The 24,325-nt window shown below is 66.8% G+C and carries 17 protein-coding genes and 1 pseudogene; 4 read left to right on the forward strand and 14 right to left on the reverse strand.

Translation table 11 applies throughout. The annotated features are described in order from the left end of the window. Positions 1-6: 6 nt before the first annotated feature. Positions 7-447, forward strand: a pseudogene (locus tag K3725_RS21795) (peptide ABC transporter substrate-binding protein); the annotation flags it as partial. 144 nt (positions 448-591) lie between these two features. Here K3725_RS21795 and K3725_RS21800 read toward each other — a convergent pair. From K3725_RS21800 to K3725_RS21835, 8 genes are all read right to left on the reverse strand, one after another. Beyond that, entirely contained in the window at positions 592-3,222 is a 2,631-nt protein-coding gene (locus K3725_RS21800; RefSeq protein ID WP_260019092.1) for a nitrate reductase, read from the reverse strand. Beyond that, entirely contained in the window at positions 3,222-3,554 is a 333-nt protein-coding gene (gene nirD / locus K3725_RS21805) for a nitrite reductase small subunit NirD (protein ID WP_260019093.1), read from the reverse strand. The genes K3725_RS21800 and nirD overlap by 1 nt, the downstream gene beginning before the upstream one ends. Further along, positions 3,551-5,992 (reverse strand): nitrite reductase large subunit NirB, encoded by a 2,442-nt coding sequence (gene nirB, locus K3725_RS21810; protein WP_260019094.1) that lies wholly within the window; start codon positions 5,990-5,992, stop codon positions 3,551-3,553. Before nirB ends, nirD begins: the two co-directional genes overlap by 4 nt. Positions 5,993-5,996: 4 nt before the next feature. Then, positions 5,997-7,679, reverse strand: a complete 1,683-nt coding sequence (locus K3725_RS21815) for an ABC transporter ATP-binding protein (RefSeq protein ID WP_260019095.1) — start codon at positions 7,677-7,679, stop codon at positions 5,997-5,999. Between the two features lie 6 nt (positions 7,680-7,685). Then, entirely contained in the window at positions 7,686-8,774 is a 1,089-nt protein-coding gene (locus K3725_RS21820; protein ID WP_260019096.1) for an ABC transporter permease, read from the reverse strand. An 84-nt stretch (positions 8,775-8,858) separates the two neighbouring features. After that, positions 8,859-10,226: a CmpA/NrtA family ABC transporter substrate-binding protein gene (locus tag K3725_RS21825; protein ID WP_260019097.1), complete on the reverse strand. Its 1,368-nt coding sequence runs from the start codon at positions 10,224-10,226 to the stop codon at positions 8,859-8,861. A 266-nt stretch (positions 10,227-10,492) separates the two neighbouring features. Continuing rightward, the gene (locus tag K3725_RS21830; protein ID WP_260019098.1) at positions 10,493-11,671 is read right to left on the reverse strand and encodes a CmpA/NrtA family ABC transporter substrate-binding protein; all 1,179 of its coding nucleotides are present in this window, start codon (positions 11,669-11,671) and stop codon (positions 10,493-10,495) included. Then, complete coding sequence (locus tag K3725_RS21835; RefSeq protein ID WP_260019099.1) at positions 11,668-12,252, reverse strand: ANTAR domain-containing response regulator; 585 nt, start codon at positions 12,250-12,252, stop codon at positions 11,668-11,670. Before K3725_RS21835 ends, K3725_RS21830 begins: the two co-directional genes overlap by 4 nt. 361 nt (positions 12,253-12,613) lie before the next feature. Here K3725_RS21835 and K3725_RS21840 point away from each other — a divergent pair, with 361 nt between their 5' ends. The 3 genes from K3725_RS21840 to K3725_RS21850 all read left to right on the forward strand — a co-directional run bounded on the left by K3725_RS21840 (position 12,614) and on the right by K3725_RS21850 (position 15,318). Then, positions 12,614-13,189, forward strand: coding sequence for an exopolysaccharide biosynthesis protein (locus K3725_RS21840; RefSeq protein WP_260019116.1), 576 nt, complete (start codon positions 12,614-12,616; stop codon positions 13,187-13,189). A gap of 256 nt (positions 13,190-13,445) precedes the next feature. Continuing rightward, positions 13,446-14,522: a ribosome small subunit-dependent GTPase A gene (gene rsgA / locus K3725_RS21845; protein ID WP_260019117.1), complete on the forward strand. Its 1,077-nt coding sequence runs from the start codon at positions 13,446-13,448 to the stop codon at positions 14,520-14,522. Between the two features lie 4 nt (positions 14,523-14,526). Continuing rightward, positions 14,527-15,318 (forward strand): VOC family protein, encoded by a 792-nt coding sequence (locus tag K3725_RS21850; protein ID WP_260019100.1) that lies wholly within the window; start codon positions 14,527-14,529, stop codon positions 15,316-15,318. A gap of 30 nt (positions 15,319-15,348) precedes the next feature. Here K3725_RS21850 and lpdA read toward each other — a convergent pair whose 3' ends face one another. The 6 genes from lpdA to K3725_RS21880 all read right to left on the reverse strand — a co-directional run bounded on the left by lpdA (position 15,349) and on the right by K3725_RS21880 (position 24,218). Then, positions 15,349-16,707 carry a dihydrolipoyl dehydrogenase gene (gene lpdA / locus K3725_RS21855; protein WP_260019101.1) on the reverse strand — a complete coding sequence of 453 codons (1,359 nt, stop codon included), beginning with the start codon at positions 16,705-16,707 and terminating at the stop codon, positions 15,349-15,351. Continuing rightward, positions 16,708-17,943: a dihydrolipoamide acetyltransferase family protein gene (locus tag K3725_RS21860; protein WP_260019102.1), complete on the reverse strand. Its 1,236-nt coding sequence runs from the start codon at positions 17,941-17,943 to the stop codon at positions 16,708-16,710. 3 nt (positions 17,944-17,946) lie between these two features. Further along, the gene (locus K3725_RS21865) at positions 17,947-18,960 is read right to left on the reverse strand and encodes an alpha-ketoacid dehydrogenase subunit beta (protein ID WP_260019103.1); all 1,014 of its coding nucleotides are present in this window, start codon (positions 18,958-18,960) and stop codon (positions 17,947-17,949) included. Between the two features lies 1 nt (position 18,961). After that, entirely contained in the window at positions 18,962-20,197 is a 1,236-nt protein-coding gene (locus K3725_RS21870) for a 3-methyl-2-oxobutanoate dehydrogenase (2-methylpropanoyl-transferring) subunit alpha (protein ID WP_260019104.1), read from the reverse strand. Between the two features lie 252 nt (positions 20,198-20,449). Next, the gene (dld, locus tag K3725_RS21875; RefSeq protein ID WP_260019105.1) at positions 20,450-22,132 is read right to left on the reverse strand and encodes a D-lactate dehydrogenase; all 1,683 of its coding nucleotides are present in this window, start codon (positions 22,130-22,132) and stop codon (positions 20,450-20,452) included. 19 nt (positions 22,133-22,151) lie between these two features. Further along, complete coding sequence (locus K3725_RS21880; RefSeq protein ID WP_260019106.1) at positions 22,152-24,218, reverse strand: TRAP transporter large permease subunit; 2,067 nt, start codon at positions 24,216-24,218, stop codon at positions 22,152-22,154. Positions 24,219-24,325 lie beyond the last annotated feature (107 nt).

A 24,325-nucleotide genomic window follows, 5' to 3' on the forward strand; every position in this document is an offset into this window, starting at 1 on the left:
TTGGATCAGGCCCGCCATCACTATCAGAAGTCCGGCCATGACGGCCCGGTTGTCCTGAAAGTGCCCGGCAATGCCTCCCCCGGCGCGGTGGATGCCGCGGCACTGTTTCAGCAAAGCGCGGCCAAGGCCGGCATCCCGCTGCAGATCGAACGCGTGCCCAGCGACGGCTGCTGGTCCGAGGTCTGGAACAATGCCCCCTTCTGCGCCTCCGACTGTGGCGGGCGCCCGGTGCAGGACCAGATGTTCTCCACCGCCTGCAAATCCGATGCCGGCTGGAACGACACCCGGTTCAAACGGCAGGATTTCGACGCGCTGCTGCTGCAGGCCAAGGGCGAGCTCGACACCGCCAAGCGCACCGCGCTCTACCGCGAGATGGGCCTTATGGTGCGCGGCGAGGGCGGCGGCATGATGTACGATGGCGCGCTGGTGAAAACCTGGCTGCTGTGAGCTGACGTCCCGAAGACTGCGGCGGGCGCCCTTGGGCTGCCCGCCGGTTTTTGGCCACTGCGGGAAAAGCCGCTGACCGGCCAGCGCCAGACACGGATCCCTGACACCGCAAGGGGTGAAAGGCATAACGCATCTGCGCCCGTCCTATTCCGCCGCCTGCCGGAACGCGCGCCGTGCCAGCAGCTCTGCAATGTCGGGGCGGCAGGAGCCGCAGTTTGTGCCCGCCTGCAAGGCCGCGCCGACCTCCGCAACGCTCATCAGCCCGCCTCTTTCGATGGCGTGCACAATCGTATTGGCTCCGACGCTGAAACACGCGCAGACCACCGGGCCGGGGTCGGGCCGGCCCGATGCGGGAACGCCGGTGAGGATATCCTGGGCATTGGTGCCCGGCAGCCCAGCCAGGTGGTCCCGGCGAACCGCCACCGGCTCCGGCGCGGTGAACAGGGCGGCCATGACCTTGCCTTCCTGATGCAGGGCCAGCCGGGCAATGCCCTTGCGGCGGTCTGTCATCACCTGCACATCTGCCTGCGGCAGCGCAAACAGATCCCGCGCAACCACCTCCGGATCCGCAAGCGGGGCCAGCCCGGCCAGTTCCGCCCGGTACCCGGTGCCGGTGCGTGCCACGGCCCAGTACTCCGCCCGCGGGCGCATCGGCCGCAAGGAAACCGCAAAGCCGTACCAGGCGGGCTGCCAGCGTTCCGCCGCAACAACGGCAGCCTTGCTTTCGGGCTGGCCCGAGACCGGATCAACCGCCGCTGCGACAAGGGCACCGATGCGCGCCGCAGGGGCGGTTTCGCCGGTCCAGTGGATCGGCACAAACAGGTCGCCGGGCTGCACGTCCGCAGTGATCCGGGCGCGCAGGATAGCTTGCCCCTGCGGGCTGCTGAGCCGCAGCAGCTCCGCAGGCTGCACACCCAGCCGCCGGGCGTCCTCCGGGTGGATATCCGCAAAAGGCTCGGCCAGGTGGCCCGACAGGCGCGGCGCCTTGCCGGTGCGGGTCATCGTGTGCCACTGGTCACGGATGCGGCCGGTGTTCAGGCGGAACGGGTACTGGCGGTCCGGGGCGGCCTCCGGGGGCCGGTGCCGGACCGCCAGCATGCGGGCCTTGCCGTCCGGGTGAAAGAACCGCCCGTCCGCAAAGAACCGCCCGCCCTGGCGGGTCCGGCTGACCGGCCAGCGCACCGGGGCCAGCCCGTCATAGCCTGCATCGGACAGGGTGCTGAGGCCAGAGATATCGAAATCCAGCCCGAAACTGCCCGCCAGCCCGGACAAGGCCGCATGCTCACGGAAGACCTGCGCCGGAGACTGGTAATCAAACACCGCGCCCCAGCCCATGCGCCGGCCCGCATCGGCCAGAATATCCCAGTCGGGGCGGGCCTCGCCCGGCGGCGGCAGGACAGCGCGCTGACGGCTGATGGTGCGGTCCGAATTGGTAACGGTGCCGTCCTTCTCGGCCCAGGCGGCGGCTGGCAGCAGCACATCCGCCAGCCGCGCGGTGTCGGTTGCGGCGGTGATGTCGCTGACCACGGTGAACTTGCAGGCCTTGATGGCGGCCGATACAGCATCGGCCTCCGGCATGGTCACTGCAGGGTTGGTGTGGATGATCCACAGCGCCTTGAGCCGCCCGTCGCCCGCGGCGCGGAACAGGTCGACCGCCTTCAGGCCGGCGCGGTCAGGCATCGCAGGCGCCCCCCAGAACGCCTGCACCGCAGCCCGGTGGCTTCTGTTGTCCAGATCCATGTGGCAGGCCAGCATATTGGCCAGCCCGCCAACCTCGCGCCCGCCCATCGCATTGGGCTGGCCGGTCACCGAGAACGGCCCGCAGCCCGGCTTGCCAATCCGGCCCGCGGCCAGATGGCAATTCAGGATGGCGTTCACCTTGTCCGCGCCGGAGGTAGACTGGTTCACCCCCTGGCTGAACACCGTCACCACCTTTCCGGTGCGCATCCACAGATCGCAGAACGCCTTGAGTTCTCCCTCCGGCAACCCGGTCACAGAGGCATCCTCCGCAGCGGCAGCGGCCAGCGCCGCGCCCAGCCCATTCACATGCTGCAGATACTCCGCATCCAGCGCGCCGCCTTGGTGAAGCGCCGCCAGCAGCCGGTTGAACAGCGCCACATCGCTGCCGGCCCGCAGTTTCAGATGCAGGTCCGCCTGATCGCAGCTGGCGGTGCGGCGCGGGTCGATCACCACCAGTTTGGTGCCGCGCGCCGCGCGGGCCGCCAGAATGCGCTGATGCAGAACCGGGTGGCACCAGGCCAGGTTGGAGCCGACGAGAACAATCAGATCGGCCTCGTCCAGGTCCTCATAGGTGCCGGGCACTGTGTCGGTGCCAAAGGCGCGTTTGTGGCCCGCCACGGTGGAGGCCATGCACAGGCGCGAATTGGTGTCGATATTGGCGGAGCCGAGAAAGCCCTTCATCAGCTTGTTGGCGACATAGTAATCCTCGGTCAGCATCTGGCCCGACAGATAGAAGCCGACACTGTCCGGGCCGTGCTGCTCCACCGCCTGCCGGAACCTGGCCGCGACCAGGTCCAGCGCGCTGTCCCAATCGGTTTCGCGGCCCTGCACCCGCGGCGCCAGCAAGCGGCCCTCTAGCCCCAGGGTTTCCCCCAATGCCAGCCCCTTGGAGCACAGCCGCCCCCGGTTGGCCGGATGCTCCGGATCGCCGCGCACCGCCAGCCCGCCCTGCCCGTCCGGGCGCAAGAGCACGCCGCAGCCGGTGCCGCAATAGGGGCAGGCCGAGCGGACCTCCTGGCAAGCCGTTCCCGCCATCACGCCGCGCTCCGCTTGCCGACGGCATCGCCGTCGATCAGCAGGCGGCCGCCGTCCACCCGGACCGGGTAGGTGCCGATCCGGCCCTCATCCGCGCCCTGCGCCGCGCCGGTGTTCAGATCGAACACCCAGTTGTGCAGCGGGCAGGTCACGCTTTGGCCGTGCACGATGCCCTCGGACAGCGGCCCGCCCTTGTGCGGGCAGCGGTCGTCGGCGGCAAATACTTCCGCCGCGCCGGTGCGGAACAGGGCAACGCAGCCCGCCGGGGTTTTCACCACCCGCGCGCCATGCAGCGGGATGTCTTCGATATGGCCGATGTCGATCCAGTTCATTCCGCGGCCTCCAGTGTGAGATTGGCAAGCGGCGCGTATTGCGCCCTTGTGGCGCTGTCCTGCGCATGTTCCGCCCAGGGGTCCCTGCGGTAGACCGATTGCGACAGCTGAAACCGCTCCGCCAGCGCCCTGCGGTTCTCCGTGTCGTCCACGATCTGCGCCTTCACCCAGTCGAGCCCGACCCGGTCCAGCCATTTGTAAATGCGGTCCAGGTACCGGGCGTTTTCGCGGTAGATCTGGGTCATCGCCGAAATCACCTCGATCGCCTCGTCTTCGGTGGCTACCTTGCACAGCAGCTCGGTGCCCTTGATCTCCATCCCCGCGGCGCCGCCCACATGGATTTCATAGCCGCTGTCGACGCAGACCACGCCGATGTCCTTGCAGGTCGCCTCGGCGCAGTTGCGCGGGCAGCCGGAGACCGCCAGCTTCAGCTTATGCGGGGTCCAGGAACCCCACAGGTGTTGCTCCAGCTTGATGCCCAGCCCGGTCGAATCCTGCGTGCCGAACCGGCAATGATCGGTGCCGACGCAGGTCTTCACCGTGCGCAGCCCCTTGGAATAGGCATGGCCCGAGACCAGCCCGGCCCGGTTCAGATCACCCCAGATCGCAGGCAGGTCCTCGCCCCGGACACCCAAAAGGTCGATGCGCTGGCCGCCTGTCACCTTGACCGTCGGCACCGCGTATTTGTCGGCAGCATCAGCAATGGCGCGCAGCTCATCCGGGGTGGTGAGGCCGCCCCACATCCGCGGCACCACCGAGAAGGTGCCGTCCTTCTGGATGTTGGCGTGCTTGCGCTCGTTCACGAAACGGCTTTGCGGATCGTCGCGGTATTCCAGCGGCCAGTCCGCCAGCAGGTAATAGTTCACCGCCGGGCGGCAGACATGGCAGCCGTTCGGGGTGGTCCAGCCCAGCTCCTGCCAGACCGCGGCCTGGCTTTTCAGCTCCTGCGACTTGATCAGGCGGCGCACGTCCTCGTGGGTGTGGCTGGTGCAGCCGCAGACCGGCTGCGCCTGCGGCGCCGCGTAGCCATCGCCCAGTGTCACCGCCAGCAGCTGTTCCACCAGCCCGGTGCAGGTGCCGCAGGAGGCGCTGGCCTTGGTCGTGGCGCGGATCGCGCCAAGGTCTGTTGCGCCGCCTTCGATGGCGCGGGTGATCTGTCCCTTGCAGACGCCGTTGCAGCCGCAGATCTCCGCCTCAGGCGGCAAGGCTGCAACGGCTGACAGAGGGTCCGCGGAGGCGCCCCCCTGAAAGGCCGGTCCAAAGATCAGCGTCCCGCGCATCTCCTCGATACCGGTGCCGTCCTTGATCAAGCCAAAGAACCAGCTGCCGTCTGCGGTGTCGCCGTACATGACCGCGCCGACCAGCCGGCCGTCCTCGATCACCAGCCGCTTGTAGATGCCGCGCGCCGGGTCGCGGAACACGATGTCCTCGCGCCCCTCGCCCTCGGCAAAATCCCCGGCGCTGAACAGGTCGCAGCCGGTGACCTTGAGCTTGGTCGCCAGTTCCTTGACGGCAAAGGCGTTGGGCTGGTCCAGCAGGCTGTCCGCCAGCACCCTGGCCTGATCGTAGAGCGGCGCGACGAGGCCGAACAGATGGCCGCCGAACTCCACGCATTCCCCCACGGCATAGATATCCGGGTCGGAGGTCTGCATCTGCGCGTTCACCTCGATCCCGCGCGCCACATCCAGCTGCGCGTCAGTGGCCAGCCGGGTTTCCGGGCGGATGCCCACCGCCATCACCACCAGGTCAGCGCCCAGCGTCTCGCCGCTTTCCAGCAGCACCGCTTGCGCCCGGTCCTCGCCCAGGATCGCCTTGGTCGCGGCCTGGGTTTTCACGGTGATGCCGCGCGCCTCCAGATCCTTGCGCAGCAGATACCCCGCGGCCTCATCCAGCTGGCGCTCCATCAGGTGGCCCGTCAGGTGCAGCACGGTCACATCCATGCCGCGCTCCTTGAGCCCTGCGGCAGCCTCCAGCCCCAAAAGGCCGCCGCCGATCACCACCGCCTTGCCGCCCTTGGCGGCGGCTTCGATCATCGCGTTGGTGTCATCCAGGTCGCGGTAGGAAATCACCCCCGGCAGGTCGTGGCCCGGCACCGGGATGACAAAGGGGGCAGAGCCGGTGGCGATCACCAGCTTGTCAAAAGGCACATGGCCGTTTTCGCCCTCGACCACTTTCATCTCGGGGTCGATTTTCACCACATGCTCGCCGAAGCGGCAGGTGACGCCGCGCTCCGCGTACCAGTCGTCCGAATGGGTGACGATCTCCTCATAGGTCTTTTCGCCCGACAGCACCGGGCTCAGCATGATGCGGTTGTAATTGCCGCGCGGCTCGGCGTTGAACAGGGTGATATCATAGGCGCCGGGATCCGCGTCGAGCAGATGCTCGATCACCCGGCCAGAGGCCATGCCGGCCCCGATAATGACGAGTTTCTGGGTCATGCTCTCACTCCGCTGCAATCTTGTCTGCGGCAGGTTTGGGCTTGGGTTTTGCCCCGTGCTCGTATTCCTCCAGAAAATCGAGCACCTCCTGCCGGTAGGTGTAGTAATCCGGGTGTTCCAGCAGCGCCTTGCGGCTGCGCGGGCGCGGCAGGTCCACGTCGGTGATCTTGCCGATGGTGGCCTGCGGCCCGTTGGTCATCATCACCACCCGGTCAGCCAGCAGGATCGCCTCATCGACATCATGGGTGACGCAGATGGCGGTCACCCTGGTGCGGCTCCAGACCTCCATCAGCACCTCCTGCAGCTCCCAGCGGGTCAGGCTGTCGAGCATGCCGAAGGGTTCATCCAGCAGCAGAAGCTTGGGCGACAAGGCAAAGGCGCGGGCGATGCCGACCCGCTGCTGCATGCCGTTCGACATCGCATGTGCGGGCTTGTCCATCGCATCCGCCAGGCCGACGCGCTCCAGGTAATATTCGACCACGTCCTGCCGTTCCGCCTGGCTGGACTTGGGATAGACCTTGTCGACCCCAATGGCGCAATTCTCCCGCGCGGTCAGCCAGGGGAACAGGTTGGGCGACTGGAACACCACCGCGCGTTCCGGGTCGGCACCCTCCACATGGCGGCGGTCCAGCTTGATCGCCCCCTTTGAAATCGGGTTCAGCCCGGCGGCCATGGTCAGCACCGTGGACTTGCCGCAGCCGGAATGGCCGATCAGCGAGATGAACTCGCCCTTGCTGATCTTGAGGTTGAAATCCTCGACCACCGTCAGCGGCCCCTTGGGGGTCGGATAGATCTTGTGCAGCTGCGAGAAATCCAGAAACCGCTCCCCGGTGATCGACTTCGCGGCCTCCGCCACAGCCGCCGGCAGCCCGTGAATCGGTGTCACATCCGGCAGGGTCTTCGACCCCTCGGCCCGCGCCTTGATGCCAACGTCCATCAGGCAGGAGGTGACCGCCGCCCGCAGATGCTTGAAGCTCTCGTCCGTGTTCATCGCGGAGCGGTCGCGCGGGCGGGGAAGGGCGACGGTGAACTCTTCCCCCAGGCTGCCGCCCGGGTTCAGCACGAGGATGCGGTCGGCCAGCAGAATGGCCTCGTCCACGTCGTTGGTGATCAGCACGCAGGTCTTCTTGTCCGCCTCCCAGATGGCTTCGATCTCATCCGCCAGATTGGCCCGCGTCAGCGCATCCAGCGCCGACAGCGGCTCATCCAGCAAGAGCATCTCCGGGTCCATCGCCAGCGCCCGCGCCACGTTAACCCGCTGGCGCATCCCCCCCGACAGCTCTGCCGGGCGGCGGTGCGCAGCGTGGCTGAGGCCGACCATTTTCACATAGTGATCGACCTTTGCTTGCTTCTCCGCCTTGGGCAGGCCGGGAAACACGGTGTCCACCGCAAGGCCGATATTGCCGTTCACCGTCAGCCACGGCATCAGCGAATAGGTCTGAAAAACCACGCCGCGCTCAGGACCGGGGCCGGTGATGGCTTTACCCCGGCAGGTAACCGATCCTTGCGACGGCTGCTCCAGCCCGGCCATCAGGTTGATCAGGGTTGTCTTGCCGGTGCCGGAAAAGCCCAGGAGCACCAGGAACTCGCCCTCCTGCACCTCCAGATTGATGCCGTTCAGAACCTGCGTGCGGCGGGTGCCCTCGCCATAGCTCTTGGAGACATGTTTGAATTCAAGAATGCTCATGGCGGCTCACCGGTTGTTCGTGAAGGTAAACAGCGACTGCAGCGCGTACATCACCCGGTCCAGGAGGAAGCCGATGATACCGATGGTCAGCACCGCAACAATGATCCGGGCCAGCGACTGGCTGGAGCCGTTCTGAAACTCGTCCCAGACGAATTTGCCAAGGCCCGGGTTCTGCGCCAGCATCTCAGCCGCGATCAGCACCATCCAGCCGACCCCCAGCGACAGCCGCAGCCCGGTGAAGATCAGCGGCAGCGCCGACGGCAGCACCAGCTTGGTGATCTTGGTCCAGGTGTTCATTTTCAGAACCTTGGAGACATTCACCAGGTCCTTGTCGATGGAGGCCACCCCCAGCGCGGTATTGATCAGCGCAGGCCACAGCGAGCACAGGGTGACCGTGATGGCAGAGACCAGAAAGGATTTTGCGAACAGCCCGTCGTTGCTGGCATAAAGCGCCGAGACCACCATGGTCACGATCGGCAGCCAGGCCAGCGGCGACACCGGCTTGAAGATCTGCACCAGCGGGTTGATGGCCGCGTTTGCAGCCGGTGACAGCCCGGCCAGGATGCCCAGCGGGATCGCCACGGCGGCGGCAATCAGGAACCCGAAGAAGACCGTCAGGATCGAGGTCCCGATCTGCTGGTAATAAGACGGCGCGCCGGTAAAGGGGATATCCTTCACCCGCTCCGGCTGGCCGCGGTCGATGAACCGCTGGTTGCGGGCCTCCACCTTCTCGGCGTGGGCGCGCTCCTTGGCGGCCTTGGCCTGCGCATCCTGGTGCAGGTTCACCGCCTCGGCCCAGACTGCAGCAGGGCCGGGGATGGCGCCCAGCGAGGTCTGCACCTTGGGCGCCAGCACGGCCCACAGCATCAGGAACGCGGCGATGGCGATGACGGGAACCGCCAGCAGCCGCCAGATTTCCCTGATCTGCGCCCTGGGATTGTCCCCGGCGGCGGCTTTCAGCACCGGGGTGAGCCAGGCCAGTCCAAAGACCTGGAACCAGCCGTCCAGCTTGCTGATGCGGGTGAAAAGCCGCGCGCGGCGGGCCTCCTTCTGGTCACTGGCGGGGCGCAGCGTGTCGGGGTCGGCAATCGTCATGGTGTCGTCCTCTGGGAATTGCTGAGGACAGGGAACGCCGCCCGCTCCTGCGGGCGCACCGCCCCCCTGCCCTCCTGTCCGGGGTCAGCCCTGAATGGCGCTGCCAACGACGGTCTGGCCGGACTTCAGTCCGATCGGCAGGCTGTCGATATAGGCGTTGGGCGCTTTGCCATCGAAGGGGATGCCGTCGATGATGTCCTCTGCGGGCGTCGGGGCCTTGTAGCCGTCACTGTCCCAGGGGAAGTCCCCGGGGCTGGCAAGCCCCTCATCCACCAGCATCTGTGCGGCTTCCAGGTAGATCTCCGGCTTGTAGACAGAGCGGGCAACCTCGTCATACCAGCTGTCCGGCTTGGGCTCGGCAATCTGCCCCCAGCGGCGCATCTGCGTCAGGTACCAGACCGCATCCGAATAGAACGGATAGGTCGCGTTGTAGCGGAAGAACACGTTGAAATCCGGGACGTCGCGCTTGTCGCCCTTCTCATACTCGAAGGTGCCGGTCATCGAATTGGCGATCACCTCGTAATCGGCGCCGACGTACTCGGGCCGCGACAGGATCTCCACCGCTTCGGGGCGGTTGGCGTTGCCGTTTTCATCCAGCCACTGGGCCGCGCGGATCAGCGCCTTGACCACCGCCAGCGTGGTGTTCGGGTTTTCCTCGGCAAATTCCGCGGTGATGCCGAACACCTTCTCCGGGTTGTTCTTCCACAGCTCGAAATCGGTGATCACCGGCACCCCGATGCCCTTGAACACCGCCTGCTGGTTCCACGGCTCCCCCACGCAGTAGCCGGAGATGGTGCCGGCCTCCAGCGTCGCGGGCATCTGCGGAGGCGGCGTCACCGACAGGAACGCCTCGGCGCCGATCTGCCCGGTCACATTCTCGGGCGAATAGTAGCCGGGGCTGATGCCGCCTGCCGCCAGCCAGTAGCGCAGCTCGTAGTTATGGGTGGACACCGGGAACACCATGCCCATGTTGAAGGGCTTCCCCTTGGCGTTGAACGCCTCGATCACCGGCTTCAGATGGGAAGCGGAGACCGGATGCGCGATCCTGCCGTCCGCGTCCCTGGGCAGCGCCGGCTTCATCATCTCCCACACTTCATTGGACAGGGTGATGCCGTTGCCGTTCAGATCCATCGAAAACGGCGTGACGATATGCGCCTCGGTGCCATAGCCGATGGTCGCGGCCAGCGGCTGGCCTGCCAGCATATGGGCGCCGTCCAGCGTGCCGCTGATCACCCCATCCAGCAGAACCTTCCAGTTCGCCTGCGCCTCCAGCGTCACAAACAGCCCCTCGTCATCGAAAAAACCCTGCTCATAGGCCACCGCCAGCGGCGCCATATCCGTCAGCTTGATAAAGCCGAAGGTCAGCACATCCTTTTCCAGCTCCAGAGTGGCCGCCAGCGCCGGCCCGGTCAGTGCAGTTGAGGCCGCAAGCGCCATGATCAGTCGTTTCATCGGGTTGGTTCCTTTTCCTAGCTGTGCCCGGCGGCAGGCGCCGGAACAGAAAAAAGCCGCTGACACGCACCGCCGGGAGGAGTGGCGGTGGGTCGAGCGGCTTTGCTCAGTGAACCCCGGTCTTCGGGAAAATTCTCAGTCAGGCACCGTTGCCTGTCTGACCTCAGATTGCCGCAAGGCCCGGCCCGCGCCAAAGGTTTCTTTGCTCATGCAGCAAGAAATTCTGCGTTGCAGCGTGGCAGGCTGGAAAGCTGCCTGCTTTTTCATCAGTCCGCAGCCAGGGGATCAAAAACACGGCCATCGAAAAACCGGTTTTGCAGCAGGCCGACCGGTTCCGATTCTCCGCCAGCCGTGTGCAGCGCGCCAAAACCGCCCTCCGGTTTCGCGGCGGCGCCCGGCAATTCCGCGCCAGTGCCCTGCAGGGCGGCACGGTACAGATCGCTGCGGAAGACGGTCCCTGCTGTTTCCATCGCCGTCTGCTGGTCCAGCCCGTTGCGCCGGGCCAGCTGCCCGGCAATCCACTGCGCCTGACTGCGCCAGGGAAACCCCGCCGCGCCATCGTGGAAGCCGATGAAACCGGGCGCTTCGCGCTGCAGCCCCTGCGGCGTCACTGTGAACGTCCCCGACAGTGCGCGCTCGATGATTTCAGCGGGCAGATCAAGGTATCGCCGCGCCGACAGGATTTCCGCCGCCAGCCCGTGCGAGGCCGGATCGGCCAGCCAGCGGCCTGCGCGCCACAGCGCCCGGATCAGGCGGCTGGCCAGGCCGGGTTCCGCATCCGCCCAGGCGCTGCGGACCGCCAGCACCTTCTCCGGCGCAAAGGACCAGATCGCACGCCCGGGCAGCAGCAGCGCCCCGGCCCCCTGCTCCACCGCCAGCGACCCCCAGGGCTCGCCAACGCAGAAAGCGTCGATCTCGCCGCTGCGGATGGCCTCCACCATCTGCGGCGGCGGCACCGTGCGGATGCCGATGTCCGGGGGCGTGTCCGCCCCCAGCCCCTTCAGCCAATAGGTCAGCAGTTCAGCGTGCATGGAAAAGGGGAACGGGACGCCGATCCGCAAGCTTGCGCCGCCCGCAGCGGTCAGCGCCAGTCCAGCAGACAAGGCATCGTCAAAGGAAAATCCATGCCCCGCATCGGCCATCCTGCGGGCCAGGCTGCCGCTGACCCCGATCACCGTGCCGTTGACGGACAGCACCGACAGCACCGACAGAGGCGCGCTGGCGCCGCCCAGGCCAAGCGCCGCCGCAACCGGCACCGGCGCCAGCATCTGGGCCGCATCCACCTGGCCAAAGGCCAGCATGTCCCGCAGCGACGACCAGGAGGGCGCGCGGCGCAGGTCCAGCGCCAGCTTCTCCTCGGCGGCAAACCCTATTTCCTGCGCCGCAATCAGCGGCGCCGCATCAGTCAGCGGGACATAACCGGCCGGGATCCGCGTCAGGCTCATGCCAGCAGCCCCGCCGCCGTGACCAGCGCCTGCGCCACCTCGGCCACCCGCTTGTTCTGATCCATCGCCGCCTTGCGCAGCAGCGCATAGGCTTCGTCCTCGCTGATGCCGCGGGCCTTCATCACCATCCCCTTGGCGCGGTCGATCACCTTGCGCTCCTCCAGCGCGCGCTTGGCCCCGGCCAGCTCCGTCCGCATCCGCTGAAACAGCCGGAACCGGGCAATGGCGGCCTCCAGAACCGGTTGCAGCCGGGCCGGATGCAGCCCGTCAACCACATAGGCCGACACTCCCGCCTCCACCGCGGCGGCAGACAGCCCCTCCGCGCTGCGATCGGCAAAAATCGCCACCGGCCGGTCCTTGGGGCCGGAGGCCAGCGTCAGCTCCTCCAGCACATCGCGGGAGGGGTTGGCGATATCGATCAGCACCACATCCGGGTCGCGCAACTGTATCTGGCGCGCAAGCCCCGATGGTTCCGGGATCACCTGAATGTCAAAATCCCCGGCCTCCCGCAGCCCCTCCACAATCATGAGGGCGCGGTCACGGTCGGTTTCAACAACGGCAATGGACAGGGTATCCGGCATGCGCAGAACATGCAGAGCGCTGCGGCCGGCTGTAAAGGACACGGGCACGGCGCAAGCCCGGATACCCTGCGGGTGCCGGATTTTCAGGCAGTCTGCCCGGACATCCGGCACCGCAAAGACACGCGCCCGCGGCGAACCTTGCGCGCTCCGCCGCTGCGGCTTGCGGCCCGGCCCGCTTTCGCCCGCCCGGCGCCGGACCGCCGCCGGCTGCCGGCAGCGCGCCTTAAACGGTTGCCGCAGCAGCAGGAAGCGGCTAAGCAGGCAGCGGCGCAGTTGGAGTTGCGAGGCGAGAGTGAAAGCTGTTTCTGGATGCCCCGGTTCCGCCGCCGCAACCCTGGTCAGAAAGCGGTCCTTGTCCTTCATGCTGCTGCGGGTGATCCGCGGCCACCAAAGCGACGATGACATTTCCCTCGGCGCCTTTCTGGAGCAGCTTGGCGACCGGTCCTTCGGCTGGGCCATCCTGCTCTCCTGCCTGATCAACCTGCTGCCGCTGCCGCCGGGGGCCACGCTTGTCACCGCCCTGCCGCTGCTGTTCTTCTGCGCCCAGATGGGGCTTGGCTTTGCCAATGTCCGGCTGCCGCGCAGAATCGCCCGGATCCGGATCTCCGGCGCGGCGATGCGCCGGATCGTGCTGCGCCTGCGCCCGGTGTCGCGGCGGCTGGAGCGGATTGCCCGCCCGCGCCTTGGGGTAATGTTCCAGCCGCGGCGCGAGCAGCTGACCGGGGGCCTGCTGTTCCTGGTCTCGCTGGCGCTGTTCATTCCCCTGCCCCTCAGCGGCTGGTTTCCCGCCATCGCTTTGTTCATCACCAGCATCGGGCTGGTGGAGCGGGACGGGGTGATCGTGCTGGCCGGTGCCTGCGCCGGGCTGCTGTCGATTGCCCTGACGGTGTTCGTGGCCGCCTCGCTCCTGATCGGGGCCAACAGCCTGATGCACTGACCCGCCTCCGCAGCAGCTGCAGCAGACTGTTCTCCGCTTGGCGGTTGTTCCCCGCGCACCGGCGGCCTATATTGCACGCACCGGAAATGGAGATTTTATGTCCTGGTAAGGATGGGAGGCAGCAGGCCTCCCGGTGCACAGCAGCCGATTGACCCGCCCGCCTCCCGCCGGAGAGCGGCAAGGCTTTTGTGCACGTGCTTTTCCCTTACCCCTGCGCCCGGGCCCGCCCCGCGGCAATGACATGAAAGACACCCCCATGACACGGGACTATTCCCAGTTCTTCTCCAGCCCGCCGGGCACACAGAAACCTTCCCTCTCCCCGCTGCAGGCCCTGGGCTGGCAGCCGCATTTCGCACAGCAGGTCAGCACCGAGGAGATGGCCGCCGCCCCGCCCGTCCGCATCACCGCGGTGCACCGCAGCGCGCTGCACGCCGCCGGCGGCGGGTTTGAAACCACCCTGCCGCCGCGCCCGGATGCAACCGTCGGCGACTGGCTGATGCTGGACCGCGCACAGCCGCAGAACAGCCGGCTGCTGCAGCGCGCCAGCCTGATCCGGCGGCGGGCACCCGGCACCGGCCGCCAGGACCAGCTGATCGCGGCCAACATCGACACCGGTTTCGCCGTCACCTCCTGCAACCAGGATTTCAACACCGCCCGGCTGGAACGCTACCTGGCGCTGATGCTGGAGGCGCAGATCACCCCGGTGATCGTGCTGACCAAGGCTGACCTGGCTGACGATCCGCAGGGTTATGTTCAGGCCGCCCGCGCCATCTCGGACAGGGCTGAGGTTGTGGCGCTCGACGCCCGCGGCAGCGGCGTGCAGGCGGCGCTTGCGCCCTGGTGCAAACCCGGGCGGACGGTGGCCTTCCTCGGCTCCTCCGGGGTTGGCAAATCGACGCTGGCCAATGCGCTGCTCGGCACCCGCTCCATCGCCACGCAAGAGATCCGCGAGGACGACGCCAAGGGCCGCCACACCACCACCCGCCGCGAGCTGCACATGGCCCCTAACGGCTGCCTGATCCTCGACACCCCCGGCATGCGGGAATTGCAGCTGACCGGGGCGGCGGACGGCATCAGCAGCCTGTTTGCAAACATCACAGACCGCGCCGCGGGCTGCCGCTTCAGCAATTGCCGCCACGACAGCGAACCGGGCTGCGCCGTCCTGCAGGCCGTCGCACAGGGGGAGATCGAACAGGCCCAGCTGGACCGCTGGCGCAAGCTGATGGCCGAGGACGCCTTCAACTCCGCCAGCCTCGCGGAGCGCCGCGCCCGCGGCAAGGCCTTTGGCAAGATGGTCCGCGGCGCCATGAAAATCAAAGACAAGCGGAGGTAGCGTGATGCAGGCTTTGAAAACCGGCCAGATCGTCTGGCATGACCTGTTCACCCCGGACCGGACCCGCGCGATGGGCTTCTACCGGCAGGCCGCGGGCTGGCGCTACCAGACCGAACAGGCCACCGATTTCGCCTGGGGCGGCGGTGAAAAGGCGTTTGTCCTGGCACTGCTGGACGGCGAGGCAGGGGCGGGGTTCGCGGAAACCCCGCCCGGCCTGCCGGACGGCTGGATCCCCTATGCCGAAGTTGCCGATGTCGATGCCGCCGCGGCACAGGCCGAAGATCTGGGCGGAGACATTCTCCGCCCCCCGTTCGAGGTGCCCGGCGTCGGGCGCAACGCGCTGCTGCGCGATCCCTTGGGGGCGCTGCTTGGCATTTCACTCTCACGCCACAGCTTCCCTGCCCCGGCCCGGCAATTCGGCCCTGAAATCTACCTGTCAAACGGCGCGGGCTTCCCTGCAGAGTTCTATGCCGCGGTCTGCGGCTGGCAGCTGCAGGCGGCTCAGGCACAGGCACAGGCAGCAGTCCCCATCCGCGGGCCTTCGAACAGACTTGCCGGCTGGCACCTGACGCAGGTCTTGCCGCCGCTTCCCCGCCCTGCCTGGGTGCCCAACATCAAAACCGCCTCTGCCTCAGGCGCGCGTCTGGCCGCCGAAGCACTGGGAGCCCGGTTTGCAGGCGAAGCCGTATTGCCCGGCACGCAGTCCTCTTGCTTTTTGCTGCAGACGCCCGGCGGCGCGCCGGTTGTGTTCAGCACGGCCCCGGCCAGGGACGGCCCGGTCAGCACATCCGGCTGACCCAAGCGTCAGGACCCGGGGGTCCTGACGCTAGATATGCAGCGCGTGCCCCAGTGCTCTGAGGCAGGCCTCCTGCAGGGCTTCCGACTGGGTCGGATGGGCGTGGATCGTCGCGCCGATGTCTTCCAGGCATGCGCCCATCTCGATGGCCAGCGCAAAGGCGGCAGAGAGTTCCGCCACCCCTGCCCCAACCGCCTGCAGGCCCATCACCGCATGGTCGCTCTGGCGCCAGACCACCCGGATAAAGCCGTCCTCGCGCTCCGCGGCCAGCGCGCGTCCGTTGGCCTGCAGCGGAAAAACCGTGGCGGCGGTGCCCTCAACCTCACCCGGCAGGGCGCCGCAGGCCACCACCTCCGGATCGGTAAAGCACACCGCCGGAATGGCCCGCTTGTCCCACTGCACCGCATGGCCCGCGATATGCTCGGCCACCATTTCGCCCTGTGCCATGGCCCGGTGGGCCAGCATCGGCTCGCCGGTCACATCCCCGATGGCATAGATGCCGCGCATCGACGACTGGCAATGGCTGTCGGTTTTGACAAACGGCCCGTCCTGGGTCAGCGCCAGCTCCTCGATGCCGATCCCTGCTGTGCGGGGCCGCCGCCCCACCGTCACCAGCACCTTCTCCGCCGCCACATCGCCCTGACTGGTCAGCAGCCTGCCGGTCTCATAGCCCTCCGCCCTTGTGCCGGTCTTCATCGCAACCCCCAGCGCCTCCAGCCGCGCCGCAACCGGGCGGGTCAGCTCCGCATCGTAAAGCGGTAGAATGCGCTCCTCCGCCTCGACCACCGTGACCTTGGCGCCCAGCTTGGCAAAGGCGGTGCCCAGCTCCAGCCCGATATAGCCGCCGCCGACCACCGCCAGGCTGTCCGGCACCTGCGTCAGCTCCATCGCTTCGGTCGAGGACAGGATAGGACCGCCGAACGGCAGATCCGGCAGCTCCACCGGGGCAGAGCCGGAGGCGATCACGATATGCTGCGCATGGATCACTTGGCCGTCGCCGCTGCCGTTCACCGACACTGTCTTGCCATCCAGAAACCGGGCGCGGCCCTCGACAAACCGCACACTGGCCTTTTTCATCAGCGCCGTGACTCCGCTGTTCAGCCGCTGCACGATGCCATCCTTCCAGGCCACCGTTTTGGCAAAATCTATTTCAGGCGCGCGGCAGCTGATCCCCAGCACACCCTGCGGCGCGCTTGCAATGCGGTGAAATTCCTCCGCCGCATGGATCAGCGCCTTCGACGGGATGCAGCCCACATTGAGGCAGGTGCCGCCCGCCCTGCCCTCGTCCACCACAATCGTGTCGATGCCCAGCTGGCCCGCGCGGATGGCACAGACATAGCCGCCGGGGCCGGCGCCGATGATCAGCAGTTTGCATTTCAGATCAGACATTCAGCCCTCGACAAACAGCATCGCTGGGGTTTCCAGCAGGGATTTCAGTTTCTGCACAAAGACCGCCGCGTCCCAGCCATCGACCACCCGGTGATCAAAGGAGCAGGACAGGTTCATCATCTTGCGCGGCCGGAACTGCTGGCCGTCCCAGACCGGGCGGATCTGCATCTTGTTGACGCCGACAATGGCCACCTCCGGGTAATTCACGATCGGGGTGGTGGCGATCGCGCCCAAGGGCCCAAGCGAGGTGATGGTGATGGTGCCGCCGCTCAGTTCCTCCCGCTTGATCGAGCCGTCGCGGGCGGCCTCTGCCAGCCGCTGGATTTCCGCTGCATTGTCCCACAGGCTGCCCGCCTCGGCATGGTGCACCACCGGCACCGTCAGCCCCTGCTCTGTCTGGGTGGCAATACCCGCATGCACGCCGCCGTGGCGATGGATCACGCCGTCTTCGTCATCGAAGCGGGCGTTCAGCCCGGGCTGCTCGCGCACCGCCTCGACAATGGCCCTCAGCAGGAAGGGCAGCAGCGTCAGCTTGGGGCGGCTGCCCGCGTGTTTCTTATTCAGCGCCGCCCGCAGATCCTCCAGCGCCCCCATCTCCACCTCCTCGACGATGGTGATATGTGGGATCTGCCGTTTTGCCTGCGCCATCTTCTCGGCGATCTTGCGGCGCATGCCGACCACCCGGATCTCCTCAACCCCGGTGTTGCGGCCGCGGGTGACGCCGCCCTGTTTAATGCCGCCCGAGGCAATCCAGTTGTCCAGGTCCTCATGGCTGATGCGCCCCGCAGGGCCGCTGCCGGGCACCTGACGCAGGTTCACCCCCTCGGCCCGCGCCCGCGCCCGCACCGAGGGCGCGGCCAGCGGCTTGGCCCCCTCCGGCGGCGGCATCCGGCGTCCCGCTTTCTTCGCTGCCAGCGGCGGTGCCGTCTCCGGCTCCGGCGCAGGCGTCTCCTCCCGCGCGGGCGCGGGGGCGGGTGCAGCGGCATTGCCCGCGCCCTCGACCTCCAGCCGCACCAGAACCCCGCCGACCGGGATCATCGCGCCGATCTCGCCGCCCAGCTCCAGCACCGTGCCGTCCGCCGAGGACGGCACCTCCACCGCAGCTTTGTCGGTCATCACCGCGGCCAGGATGTCATCCTCCTGAACGATATCACCCGGCTTCACATGCCACTCAATCAGCTCCGCCTCGGCGACGCCCTCGCCCACATCGGGCAGCCGGATTTCAAACACGCCCACGGATCAGTCCTCCATGACTTTCTTCAGCGCCTCGCCGACCCGGCCAGGCCCCGGAAAATACTCCCACTCCTGCGCATGCGGATAGGGCGTGTCCCAGCCCGTCACCCGGATCACCGGCGCCTCCAGGTGATAGAAGCAATGCTCCTGCACCAGCGCCATCAGCTCCGCCCCGAAACCGGAGGTGCGGGTCGCCTCATGCACGATCACGCAGCGCCCGGTCTTCTGCACCGAGGCCACGATGGCCTCCAAGTCCAGCGGCATCAGGCTGCGCAGGTCGATCACCTCGGCGTCCACCCCGGTCTCCTCCGCCGCCGCCTCGGCCACAAACACCATGGTGCCATAGGCCAGCACCGTCACCTCCGCGCCCTCGCGCCGCACCGCCGCCTTGCCCAAGGGCACAATCCCGTCCCCGTCCGGCACCTCGCCCAGCGGATGGGACTTCCAGCTTTCCACCGGCTTGTCGTGATGGCCGTCAAACGGCCCGTTATAGAGCCGCTTGGGCTCGAAAAAGATCACCGGGTCCGGGTCGGCGATCGCCGCCAGCAGCAGCCCCTTGGCGTCGCGCGGGTTGGAGGGCATCACCACCTTCAGCCCCGACACATGGGTAAACAGCGCCTCCGGGCTCTGGCTATGGGTCTGGCCGCCGAAGATGCCGCCGCCGGTCGGCATCCGGATCACCAGCGGGCAGGTGAAATCCGCGTTCGAGCGATGCCGCAGCCGCGCCGCTTCGGAAACGATCTGGTCATAGGCCGGATAGACGTAATCCGCGAACTGGATCTCGATCACCGGCTTCAGCCCATAGGCCGCCATGCCAATGGCGGTGCCGACGATGCCGGATTCATTGATCGGCGCGTCAAAGCAGCGGGATTTGCCGTATTTCTGCTGCAGCCCGGCGGTGCAGCGGAAGACACCACCGAAAAACCCCACATCTTCGCCGAAAACAACCACCCGCTCGTCCGCCGCCATCGCCACGTCATGGGCCTCGCGGATGGCTTCGATCATGGTCATCCGCGCCATCTCAGAACCCCGCTTCCTGGCGCTGCCGGATCAGATGCGGCGGCATGGTTTCATAGACGCCTTCGAACATGTCGCGCGGGCTGGGGACCTTGCCGGCGCTCAGCGTGCCGATGGCCTCCGCCTCCTTCTGCGCCGCCCGCACCGTGTCCAGCACCTCTGCCTCGGCCTGGGCGTGGCGCTCCTCGCTCCATTCCCCGATGGCGATCAGGTGCTTCTTCAGCCGCTCCACCGGGTCGCCCAGCGGCCAGGCCGCCGCCTCGCGCCGGGACCGGTAGGCGGACGGATCATCGCTGGTGGAATGGCCGCCCGCGCGGTAGGTCACATGTTCGATCAGGGTTGGCCCATGCCCCCGCCGGGCGCGTTCACAGGCCCATTTCGCCACCGCATGCACTGCCAGATAGTCGTTGCCATCCACCCGGACAGAGGCGATGCCGAACCCGTGGCCGCGCGCGGCAAAGGTGCCGACCCCGCCGCGGGCAATGCCCTGGAAGGTCGAGATGGCCCATTGGTTGTTGACGATATTCAGCACCACCGGCGCGGTGTAGGTCGAGGCAAACACCATCGCCGCATGGAAATCGTTCTCCGCGGTGGAGCCGTCGCCGATCCAGCCCGCCGCAATCCGCGTATCGCCGGAAATGGCTGAGGCCATCGCCCAGCCAACCGACTGCACGAACTGGGTGCCCAGGTTGCCGGAAATCGTGAAAAACCCGTGTTCCTTGGAGGAATACATGATCGGCAGCTGCCGCCCGTGCAGCGGGTCCTCGGCGTTGGAGTAGATCTGGTTCATCATCGTGACCATCGGATAGCCGCTGGCGATCAGCAGCCCGGCCTGCCGGTAAGTCGGAAAGTTCATGTCGCCCGGCTCCAGCGCCCGGCTGAAGGCGCAGCTGACCGCCTCCTCGCCCAGATGCTGCATATAGAAACTGGTCTTGCCCTGCCGCTGCGCGTTCAGCATCCGCGCATCAAACGTGCGCAGCAGCAGCATGTGGCGCAGCCCCTCGTGCAGCTCTTCGGTGCTCAGCGCGCCCGCCCAGTCCCCCACTGCCGCGCCGTCCTTGTTCAGCACCCGCACGATGGAAAACGCCATGTCCCGGATCGCATCCGGGTCCACATCCACCGGCGGCCGCGGCACCGCGCCCGCGCGCGGAATTTCAAAACCGGAAAAATCCGGCGTATTGCCCGGGCGGCAGCCCGGCTCTGGAACATTCAGCGAAAGCGGTCGGGTGTCACTGGTCATGCTGCACCTTTCTGGCTGTGCAGCCCCGGGACGCCGTCCGGCAGGCTGCTCCGTGCCGGGCGGACGCCGCCGGTCTGTGCCGCTGCCGCCTGCCCTGCCCCGTTTTTTACCACATAGTCCGGTAACCAATGGCTGCCACGGTTGCAGAACCGCGCCGCCACGGCAACCTTTGCATGACGGCAAACCGCCCGGGCGGCGGCCCAGGCGGCTGGTTTAACGCAACTTTTCGGTCCCGGGGACGCTGCAGGCCGGTCAGGCGTAATGCTTGTTCCGGGACATCTTGCCGATGCCGGGGTTCATGCTGTTGGTGGGGTCCACCGATTTGTAGAACGCCGCCAGGTCCGGCTTGGCCGGATACAGGTGGCCGACATTGTGCTCCGCCGGGTATTCGGCCCCGCGCTGATCCAGCTGTGCCAGCATCGCCGCCTTCAGCGCCTTCACGTCGGCGCCCTTCTTCACGATGTAATCCTGATGCAGCACATGGCACATGAAATGCCCGTAATAGAGCCTGCCGGCCAGCTGATCCCCGATCTCCGGCGGCAGTTCCTCGAACCAGTCCTGATCGTTGCGGCGCAGGGCGATGTCCAGCGCGATGATGTCCTCCACCTCCGAGCGGTGCACCGCCATGTAGCGCACCGCAGCGCCGGCCGCGGCAAAGCGGTGCAGCCCGGCCATCTTGGCCTCGCGCGGGGTGCATTCGAAATAGCTGAGGCCGCCGCTGCCCGCCATTTCCGCCAGCAGGGCGCGGGCCTCGGCGATGCCGCCATCGCGCATCTTGAGGATCAGGTGATGCGGATACGACCGGCGGAACGCCCGCATCCGCCGCGGCAGGATATCCGGCCACAGGCGCGACAGCATCTGCATCACGTGGTCGGTCAGATTGCCAAGCCCCGGAATACCCGCCAGCCGCGCATCCACCGCGCCTTTCAGCGCAAAGAACATCGGCAGCCGGTCGGTGCCCAGCCTGTCGATCATCACCATGGTGTCCTTGCCATAGCGGTCCGACAGGTCAAAGACATCCCGGTGCATGTATTCGGCGCTCACCGGCAGGGTGGCAAACTCCGCCAGGATGCGGCGGCGCAATGCTGTCAGCGCCGCGGTGGTCTGGCTGCCCACGTAAAAGGTCAGCTCTTCGGTGTTCTTCGGATAAGTATCCAGCCGCACCGCAAACACCGCCAGCTTGCCCGCACAGCCCGCCGCCTCATAAAGCCGCGACTTGTCGGCATTGAACCGCGCCGGGGTCGGCGCGTCGATATCGCGGACCCGCCGGGCATAAGACGTGTCAGAGGCCTTCCGGTTGCCGGTCTCGATGTCTTCAGGGCGGTAATCGCCGGTCTGAAGCCGGGTCAGGATCTCCTCGGGGCTGTTGCCCAGATTGATGCCCAGGTGATTGACCAGCTCCAGCTCGCCGTCCCCGGTGATGCGGGCAAACAGCGACAGCTCGGTATAAGACGGCCCCCGCTCCACCAGCGACCCGCCGGAGTTGTTGCAGACCCCGCCCACAATCGACGCCCCAATGCAAGAAGAGCCGATCACCGAATGCGGCTGACGGCCCAGCGGCGCCAGCAGCTTTTCCAGCGCAAACAGCGTGCTGCCCGGGAAGCTGACCACCTGCTTGCCCCCGTCCAGCAGCTGCAGGTGGTCCATCCGCCGGGTGTTGATCAGCACCACATCGCGGTCATAGCGGCCCTTGGGGGTGGACCCCTCGGTCAGGCCGGTGTTGGCCGCCTGCATGATGACGATCTTGTCCGCCGCGACACAGGCCCGCAGCACCTTCCACTGCTCCAGCAGGGTTGCGGGCCGGACCACCGCCAGCGCCTCCCCCTCGCCGGAGCGGAACCCCTTGCGGAACCGCCGGGTGGCGCGGTCGCCGGTCAGCACATGGCGGCGCCCGCAGATGGATTTCAGCGCAGCAATCAGCTCTGCATCAGTCATCGCAGCCACCCTCCCCTGCTCAATACGCCACAGATGGCAGCCAGGTCGCCAGCGCCGGCCACAGGTAGACAAACATCAGCCCGGTCAGCTGCAGCAGCACGAAAGGGATGATGCCCCTGTAGATATGCCCCAAACGGATCTCCGGCGGGCAGACGCCCTTGAGGTAGAACAGCGCAAAGCCCACCGGCGGCGTCAGGAAGGAGGTCTGCAAGGTCACCGCCACCAGGATCACGAACCACACCAGCGCCGGCTCATCGATGGCGCCGAACCCGGGGATATCCAGCCCCAGCCCGTTCACGATCGGGCGCATCAGCGGCAGCACGATCAGGGTGATCTCGATCCAGTCCAGCACAAACCCCAACAGGAACACGATGAACAGGATCATGAAGACGGTGCCCTCCGGCCCGAAACCGGTGCCCTGGATCATCTCCTCGATCAGCGCGTCGCCGCCCAGCTCCCGCAGCACATAGGAAAACACCGTCGCGCCCAGGAAGATCGCAAAGATATAGGCGGTGGTGTTGAAGGTCGCCTTGAGCACATTGACCAGCTTCGCCAGCGTCAGCTTGCGGTAGCCAAGCGCCAGCAGGGTGGCCCCCAAGGCACCCACGCCCGACGCCTCGGTCGGCGTGGTGAGTCCCGCAAAAATAGAGCCTAACACGGCCAGAATCAGCCCCAGCGTCGGCAGCACCGCGATCAGCACGTCCTTGACCGCGGCCCAATCCGGACGCTTGGCCCCCGCAGGCACCGGTGCCACGTCGCGTTTGATCAGGGCGATCACAAAGATATAGGTGAGGTACAGCGCCCCGATGATCACACCCGGAAACACCGCCGCCATGAACAGATCACCCACGCTCAGCGCCATCTGGTCGGCCATGATCACCAGCATGATCGAAGGCGGGATCAGGATCCCCAGCGTGCCGGAGGCCGAGACCACGCCCGCCGCCAGCGCGGGGCTGTATTTCTGCTCCATCATCGACGGCAGCGACAGCACGCCCAGCAGCACCACAGAGGCACCGATAATGCCGGTGGAGGCCGCCAGGATGATGCCGATCATGGTGACAGTGATCGCCAGCCCGCCGCGCACGGTGCCGAACAGCCGCTGCATCGCCCCCATCAGCCGCTCCGCCACGCCGCTTTCATCCAGCATCAGACCCATGAAGATGAACATCGGCAGCGCCACCAGAACCGCGTTCGACATGGTGGCATAGACCCGGTTCACCACCGCGCCCAGGGTCAGGTAATCCAGCCCGGTCAGGGTTTCCTCCAGCCCGGTCCAGTGCATCATGCCGTTGTCGAACAGATAGGCCAGCCCGCAATAGGCCACCCCGACCCCGGCCAGCGTCCAGGCCACCGGAAAGCCGGTGAACAGCAGCGCAATGAAGGTGAGGAACATGGCAATAACCAGCTTTTCCTCGGTGGTCTCCACCAGGAAGGTCAGCGCGGTGGCGACAACAGCAAAGCCGACAAGCGCCCAGATCACCAGCCGCAGGCTTTTGCCCAAGCGCTCCTCTGCCGGGCCCGCCAGCAGCGCGTGGCCGTCATGGATCAGCCGCGCCAGCGCCGCCGCCGCCAGCAGAACAAAGCTCAAGGGGATCACCGCCTTCAGCGCCCAGCGGCCCGGCAGGCCGGTGGGGCTGTCGGAACGTTCGCTCACCCGCCAGCTTTCGTAGAAATAATCATAGCCCTGATCGATCATCAGATAGATGAACGGCACCAGCAGGGTCAGGATGCCGATCACCTCGATGATCCGCCGGGCGCGGCGGCTCAGCTGCATATGCAGCACATCGACCCGCACGTGGCTGTCGGTGACCAGCGCATAGGAAATGCCGATCATCGTCACCAGCCCGTAGAAATGCCACTGGATCTCGTCCAGCTTGGGATAGTTCTGGTTCAGCAGGTAGCGCAAGGCGACCTGCGACACGATGGCCAGCACAAGCAGCAGGTTGGCCCACATCACCAGATTGCCGGTCCCCTTGACCGCGTTGTCGATCCACACCGCCAGCTGCTGCCGGTCCTCGTCGCCATGCTCAAGGATCTCTTCGTAGCGTTCGATCGGGTCGTCCTGCAGGTGCAGATTCTCAGCCATGGTTTCCTCCTCCGGAACGTGGCGTGCGCGGACGTGAAAGCGCCCGTATCAGTCAGGGAAATGACGAAAATCAGGGAAAGCGGGGCGGCGGAAATGCTGCCGCCCCA

The organism is Leisingera sp. S132 (assembly GCF_025144465.1).
In the GTDB taxonomy this organism is placed as follows: domain Bacteria; phylum Pseudomonadota; class Alphaproteobacteria; order Rhodobacterales; family Rhodobacteraceae; genus Leisingera.

Bases quoted from the DNA above. Each gene is read 5' to 3' on its own strand.
- K3725_RS21835 (WP_260019099.1), bottom strand. From the start codon at position 12,252: ATGCCGGATACCCTGTCCATTGCCGTTGTTGAAACCGACCGTGACCGC.
- K3725_RS21880 (WP_260019106.1), bottom strand. From the start codon at position 24,218: ATGGCTGAGAATCTGCACCTGCAGGACGACCCGATCGAACGCTACGAA.
- K3725_RS21800 (WP_260019092.1), bottom strand. From the start codon at position 3,222: ATGGCGGGAACGGCTTGCCAGGAGGTCCGCTCGGCCTGCCCCTATTGC.
- K3725_RS21840 (WP_260019116.1), top strand. From the start codon at position 12,614: ATGCTGCTGCGGGTGATCCGCGGCCACCAAAGCGACGATGACATTTCC.
- K3725_RS21825 (WP_260019097.1), bottom strand. From the start codon at position 10,226: ATGAAACGACTGATCATGGCGCTTGCGGCCTCAACTGCACTGACCGGG.
- nirD (WP_260019093.1), bottom strand. From the start codon at position 3,554: ATGAACTGGATCGACATCGGCCATATCGAAGACATCCCGCTGCATGGC.
- nirB (WP_260019094.1), bottom strand. From the start codon at position 5,992: ATGACCCAGAAACTCGTCATTATCGGGGCCGGCATGGCCTCTGGCCGG.
- rsgA (WP_260019117.1), top strand. From the start codon at position 13,446: ATGACACGGGACTATTCCCAGTTCTTCTCCAGCCCGCCGGGCACACAG.
- K3725_RS21850 (WP_260019100.1), top strand. From the start codon at position 14,527: ATGCAGGCTTTGAAAACCGGCCAGATCGTCTGGCATGACCTGTTCACC.
- K3725_RS21865 (WP_260019103.1), bottom strand. From the start codon at position 18,960: ATGGCGCGGATGACCATGATCGAAGCCATCCGCGAGGCCCATGACGTG.
- K3725_RS21870 (WP_260019104.1), bottom strand. From the start codon at position 20,197: ATGACCAGTGACACCCGACCGCTTTCGCTGAATGTTCCAGAGCCGGGC.
- K3725_RS21815 (WP_260019095.1), bottom strand. From the start codon at position 7,679: ATGAGCATTCTTGAATTCAAACATGTCTCCAAGAGCTATGGCGAGGGC.
- dld (WP_260019105.1), bottom strand. From the start codon at position 22,132: ATGACTGATGCAGAGCTGATTGCTGCGCTGAAATCCATCTGCGGGCGC.
- K3725_RS21820 (WP_260019096.1), bottom strand. From the start codon at position 8,774: ATGACGATTGCCGACCCCGACACGCTGCGCCCCGCCAGTGACCAGAAG.
- K3725_RS21830 (WP_260019098.1), bottom strand. From the start codon at position 11,671: ATGAGCCTGACGCGGATCCCGGCCGGTTATGTCCCGCTGACTGATGCG.
- lpdA (WP_260019101.1), bottom strand. From the start codon at position 16,707: ATGTCTGATCTGAAATGCAAACTGCTGATCATCGGCGCCGGCCCCGGC.